Source organism: Pseudomonas sp. XP1, from assembly GCF_053557675.1.
On the sequence record NZ_JBNRIJ010000016.1, the window covers coordinates 1 to 4,719 of the forward strand.

Here is a 4,719-nt window from a genome sequence, read left to right on the forward strand (position 1 = left end):
TTGGGGTTGGGTTTCCCCCCGCGAAAAGGCCGGCGCAGGCCATAGAAAAACAACAAACATAGGCAAAGCCATGGACCACCTCGCACCTCGCATCCTTATCGTCGAAGACGACCAGCGCCTGGCCGAGCTCACCGCCGAGTACCTGCAGGCCAACGGCTACGAAGTCAGCGTCGAGGCCGATGGCGCCCGCGCCGCGCGGCGCATCGTCGACAGCCAGCCCGACCTGGTCATTCTCGACCTGATGCTGCCCGGCGAGGACGGCCTGAGCATCTGCCGCCGGGTGCGCAGCCAGTACCCCGGCCCGATCCTTATGCTGACCGCCCGCAGCGATGAACTCGACCAGGTCCAGGGCCTGGACCTGGGCGCCGACGACTACGTCTGCAAACCCGTACGCCCACGCCTGCTGCTGGCACGCATCCACGCCCTGCTGCGCCGCAGCGAAGCACCAGACAGCAAGCGCCAGGACCTGGCCTTCGGCGCGCTGCGCATCGACAATCGCCTGCGCGAGGCGCATCTGGGTGAACAGCTGATCGAGCTGACCGGCGCCGAATTCGACCTGCTCTGGCTGTTGGCCAGCAACGCCGGGCGGGTGCTGACGCGCGAGCAGATCTTCACTGCTCTGCGTGGCGTCGGCTACGACGGCCAGGACCGCTCCATCGACATACGCATCTCCAGGATCCGCCCCAAGATCGGCGACGACCCGCTCCAGCCAAGGCTGATCAAGACCCTGCGCAGCAAGGGCTATCTGTTCGTCGGCGAGGCCCCATGAACAACTCGATCTTCCTGCGCATCTATGGCGGCATGCTGGCCGTGCTGGTGCTGGTGGCCCTGCTTGGCGGGCTCAGCCTGCACCTGGTCAACGAAGTGCGTGCCGCCCAGCACCGCGAGGGCCTGGCCCAGGGTACCTTCAGCCTGATGGCCGACAACCTGGCGCTGCAGAACGACACCGAGCGCAAGCGCTCGCTGCTGATCTGGGAGCGCCTGCTTGGCGTGCCGCTGGCGTTGCAACCGATGACCGCGCGCACGCTCGATGGCGGCCAGCGGGCGCGCCTGTACCGCGGCCTGGTGGTGGTCGAGAAGACCGGCCCCCATGCGGCCCAGGTGCTGCGCAAGGTCGGCCAGGAAGACCTGATGCTGGTAGCGCAGATCAAACAGATCAGCGAGCAACTGGCGCGGGCCACGCTCTATCTGCTGGCTGACGAACTGGTGCGCTACCCGGTGACTGAACAACAGCAGCGCCTGGCACAGATCAAGAAAGAAAAGGGCTTTGGCTTTGGTGTGGCCCTGCAGCGCATCGAGCGGGTGAGCCTGGACGATGACCAGCGGCGCCGGGTCGAGGAGGGCGACACGGTCATGGCCCTGGGCAAGGATGGTGACTCGATCCGCGTGTTCGCCGGGCTGGCTGGTTCGCCCTGGGTGCTGGAAATCGGCCCGCTGTACCAGCTCAACCCGTATCCGCCGCAGTTGCTGATCCTGATCACCTTTCTTGGCCTGTGCCTGATCGGCCTGGTGGTCTACCTGCTGGTGCGCCAACTGGAGCGACGCGTGTCGGGCCTGGAGATTGCTGCAACGCGCATCGCCCAGGGCAGCCTGGACACCCGCGTGCCGGCTGGCGATGCCGACTCGGTGGGGCGCCTGGCCGCGGCCTTCAACGGCATGGCCGAACACCTGCAGCGCTCGCTGACCATGCAACGCGAGCTGGTGCGGGCGGTTTCCCACGAGCTGCGCACGCCGGTGGCACGCCTGCGCTTTGGCCTGGAGATGATCGAAAGTGCCACCACCGAGCAGGCCCGGGCCAAGCACCTGGCGGGTATGGACGGGGATATCCAGGACCTCGACAAGCTGGTCGACGAGATGCTCACCTATGCCCGCCTGGAGCAGGGTGCACCGGCGCTGAAGTTCGAGCGGATCGACCTGGATGCCTTGCTCGACCGGGTGATCGAAGAGCTTGCGCCGCTGCGTGCCGAGGTACGGGTGGTGCGCGGTGAGTGCCAGGGTGCCGAGGGCGAAGGCGCCTGGGTCGAAGCCGAGCCGCGCTACCTGCACCGGGCCCTGCAGAACCTGGTAGGCAACGCCATGCGCCACGCCGAGGCCGAGGTGCGCCTGAGCTACCAGTTGGGGCAACAACGCTGCCGCATCGATGTAGAGGATGACGGCCCGGGCATTCCCGAGGGTGTCTGGGATCGAATCTTCACACCGTTCACCCGCCTCGACGACAGCCGTACCCGCGCCTCGGGCGGGCATGGCCTGGGCTTGTCTATCGTGCGGCGGATCATCTACTGGCACGCGGGCCGGGCCACGGTGGGGCGCAGCGTCGCGCTGGGTGGTGCCTGCTTCAGCCTGAACTGGCCGCGGCAGCAGGCACCGTTGTGACGGTCAGACGCTGACCAGGCTGAGCAAGTGGCCGTCCTGCAGGCAGAACTGGCCCTGCAGTTCGGCGCCATGCCGCCATTGCGGCGACAGGTCGGTGAGCAGGCGCAGGCGGGCCAGGCCTTCGGCAGACCAGTCCAGCACTTCGGCGTGCTCGAAGTAGAAGCGCTGGCGCGTCAGCGGGTAAAGCGTCTTGAACAGGCTTTCCTTCAGCGAGAAGGTCAGGGTGACGGCAAGGCCGAGCTGGCGGCGGTCCAGGCGCTCGAGTTCGGGTGGGGTGAGGATTTCACCCATCAGCCGCTCGGCACGCTGGTCATCCAGCAATGCTTCCTGATCCAGGCCCAGGCCCTGGCAACTATCCTCGGCGGCGACCACGGCGGCGGCCCAGCCTTTGCCGTGGGTGATCGAGCCGTGGATGCCGGCGGGCCAGATGGGTGAACGGTCCTCGTGGGTGCCGGGCACGTAGTCACGGCCGTCCAGGCGCTGCAACGCGGCGCGGGCACACACCCGGCCGGCGAGGTACTCGGCCTGGCGCTTGGGCACCGAACGCTGCAGGCTGGCGCCTGGCACGACACCGGCGCGCTGGAAGTCGTCGGGTGCCAGGCGGGCATGGTCGAAGTTGCAACTGACCAGCACCGCGCCGGGCAGTGGGCGGGGCAGGGGCCAGTGATGCTGGAGCGGGGCGCAGCAGGCGGGGAGTGTGTTCATGGGGCTATTGTGCCAGCCGAGGCGACGGTGTGGGAGATCGGATCGCAGGGGCCGCAAAGCGGCCCCTCGCGTTGTTTACTTGAACACCTTCTTGAAGAACGCCTGCATGTCCGCCCAGGAACTCTCATCCGCCGCCTTGTTGTAGCCGATATCCGGCCCGCCATGCTCGCCATGGCTCAGCCGGTCTGCATCCGGGTTGGTAAAACCATGCTTGGCCCCTTCGATACTGACCAACTCATAGTTGACCTTGGCTGCATCCATCTCGGCCTTGAACGCCTCCACTTGCTGCGAGGTAATCATGCTGTCTGCCGCGCCGTGCTCGACCAGGATCTCCGCGCGTACCACCCCAGGCCTGGCCGGGGTCTGGGTGGCCAGTGCGCCATGGAAGCTCACCACGCCATCGAGCTTTTCGCCGCGGCGTGCGGCATCCAGCACCACCTTGCCGCCGAAGCAATAACCCACCGCGCCCAACTGATGCTTGTTGGTGTTCGGCTGCAGTTTCAGCAGCTCCAGGCCAGCATCGAAGCGCCGCTCCGCGGCCTTGGGGTCTTTCATCGCCTCTGCCATGAACGCCTTGGCGTCGGCAGGGTGTTCGGTTTGCTTGCCGTCGCCATACATGTCGATGGCCAGCGCGTTGTAGCCCAGCGCCGCAAGCTCGCGGGCGCGGCGCTTGACGTAGTCGTTCAACCCCCACCACTCATGCACCACGACAATGCCGGGGCGCTTGCCTTCGATAGCATCGTCATAGGCGTAGTAGCCGACCAGGCGGTTGCCGTCGGCGTCCTGGTAGGGGATCTCGCGGGTTTGTACCGCCGCTTGGGCGAGGGCGGCGCAGCACATCAGGGTCAAGGCCAGCAGGGCACGCATGGTCACTACTCCTTGTTCTGCAAACGGTTCGTTCAGCCGGGGTTCAGCCAGGGTTCAGTCGCGGTTCAGGGTGCCCTGCTTACTCTAGCTTCCAGACCGAAACAGCGCACTCAACTGGAGTATCCAGCCATGAAAACCTTCAACACCCTGCTTGCCGCCATGGCCGTCTGCGCCGCTGGCATCACCACCGCCCAGGCCGCTGACGACAACTTTGCCAGCCTGACCTACGGCCAGACCAGCGACAAGGTTCGCAAGTCCGGCCTGCTGCAGCGTAACACCGACCACCTCAACGCCGATGGCATCATCGGCAAGGACGACACCTGGGGCGTGCGCGTGGGCAAGATCAATGATCAGGGCCGCTACTACATGACTTACGACAACGTCTCGGGCGACCACAGCGGCCTGAAGCTGCGCCAGGAGAACCTGCTGGGCAGCTACGACCTGTTCCTGCCGGTAGGTGACACCACCAAGCTGTTCGGCGGTGGCAGCCTGGGCGTGACCAAGCTTACCCAGGACTCGCCGGGTGCCAGCCGGGATACCGACTACGGTTACGCGTATGGCCTGCAGGCCGGTGTGATCCAGGACATCACCGACAAGGCTTCGGTGGAACTGGGCTACCGTTACCTGCGTACCAACGCCGCCACCGAAGTGGGGGCGCACGGCGGGCCGAAGGACGGCACCCTGCGCCTGACCAGCAGCGCGCAGACCTACCTGGCTGCAAGCTACAAGTTCTGACGGGCTAGCCAGGTTATCCTGTACCGGCCCTTTCGCGGG

5 protein-coding genes are annotated in these 4,719 nt (G+C 66.2%); 3 read left to right on the forward strand and 2 right to left on the reverse strand.

Annotation, left to right across the window (positions count from 1 at the left end):
- Window positions 1–70 precede the first annotated feature (70 nt).
- Together ACK1U9_RS15360 and ACK1U9_RS15365 are read left to right on the forward strand one after the other, a co-directional pair.
- Window positions 71–769: a response regulator transcription factor gene (locus tag ACK1U9_RS15360; RefSeq protein ID WP_108481163.1), complete on the forward strand. Its 699-nt coding sequence runs from the start codon at window positions 71–73 to the stop codon at window positions 767–769.
- On the forward strand, window positions 766–2,373 hold the full coding sequence (locus ACK1U9_RS15365; RefSeq protein ID WP_153671174.1) for an ATP-binding protein: 1,608 nt from the start codon (window positions 766–768) through the stop codon (window positions 2,371–2,373). The genes ACK1U9_RS15360 and ACK1U9_RS15365 overlap by 4 nt, the downstream gene beginning before the upstream one ends.
- Window positions 2,374–2,376: 3 nt before the next feature.
- Here the strand turns inward: ACK1U9_RS15365 and ACK1U9_RS15370 are convergent, their stop codons facing one another.
- Both ACK1U9_RS15370 and ACK1U9_RS15375 read right to left on the reverse strand, forming a co-directional pair.
- Complete coding sequence (locus ACK1U9_RS15370) at window positions 2,377–3,078, reverse strand: 4'-phosphopantetheinyl transferase superfamily protein (protein WP_153671175.1); 702 nt, start codon at window positions 3,076–3,078, stop codon at window positions 2,377–2,379.
- 75 nt (window positions 3,079–3,153) lie between these two features.
- Window positions 3,154–3,945 (reverse strand): dienelactone hydrolase family protein, encoded by a 792-nt coding sequence (locus ACK1U9_RS15375; protein ID WP_046616224.1) that lies wholly within the window; start codon window positions 3,943–3,945, stop codon window positions 3,154–3,156.
- Window positions 3,946–4,074: 129 nt separating this feature from the next.
- Between ACK1U9_RS15375 and ACK1U9_RS15380 the strand changes: the two genes are divergently transcribed.
- A complete protein-coding gene (locus ACK1U9_RS15380) occupies window positions 4,075–4,680 on the forward strand; it encodes an outer membrane beta-barrel protein (protein ID WP_013973837.1) in 606 nt (201 codons plus the stop codon).
- Window positions 4,681–4,719 lie beyond the last annotated feature (39 nt).

Coding starts and splice junctions, on each gene's coding strand:
- ACK1U9_RS15360 (WP_108481163.1), top strand. CDS start 71: ATGGACCACCTCGCACCTCGCATCCTTATCGTCGAAGACGACCAGCGC.
- ACK1U9_RS15365 (WP_153671174.1), top strand. CDS start 766: ATGAACAACTCGATCTTCCTGCGCATCTATGGCGGCATGCTGGCCGTG.
- ACK1U9_RS15370 (WP_153671175.1), bottom strand. CDS start 3,078: ATGAACACACTCCCCGCCTGCTGCGCCCCGCTCCAGCATCACTGGCCC.
- ACK1U9_RS15375 (WP_046616224.1), bottom strand. CDS start 3,945: ATGCGTGCCCTGCTGGCCTTGACCCTGATGTGCTGCGCCGCCCTCGCC.
- ACK1U9_RS15380 (WP_013973837.1), top strand. CDS start 4,075: ATGAAAACCTTCAACACCCTGCTTGCCGCCATGGCCGTCTGCGCCGCT.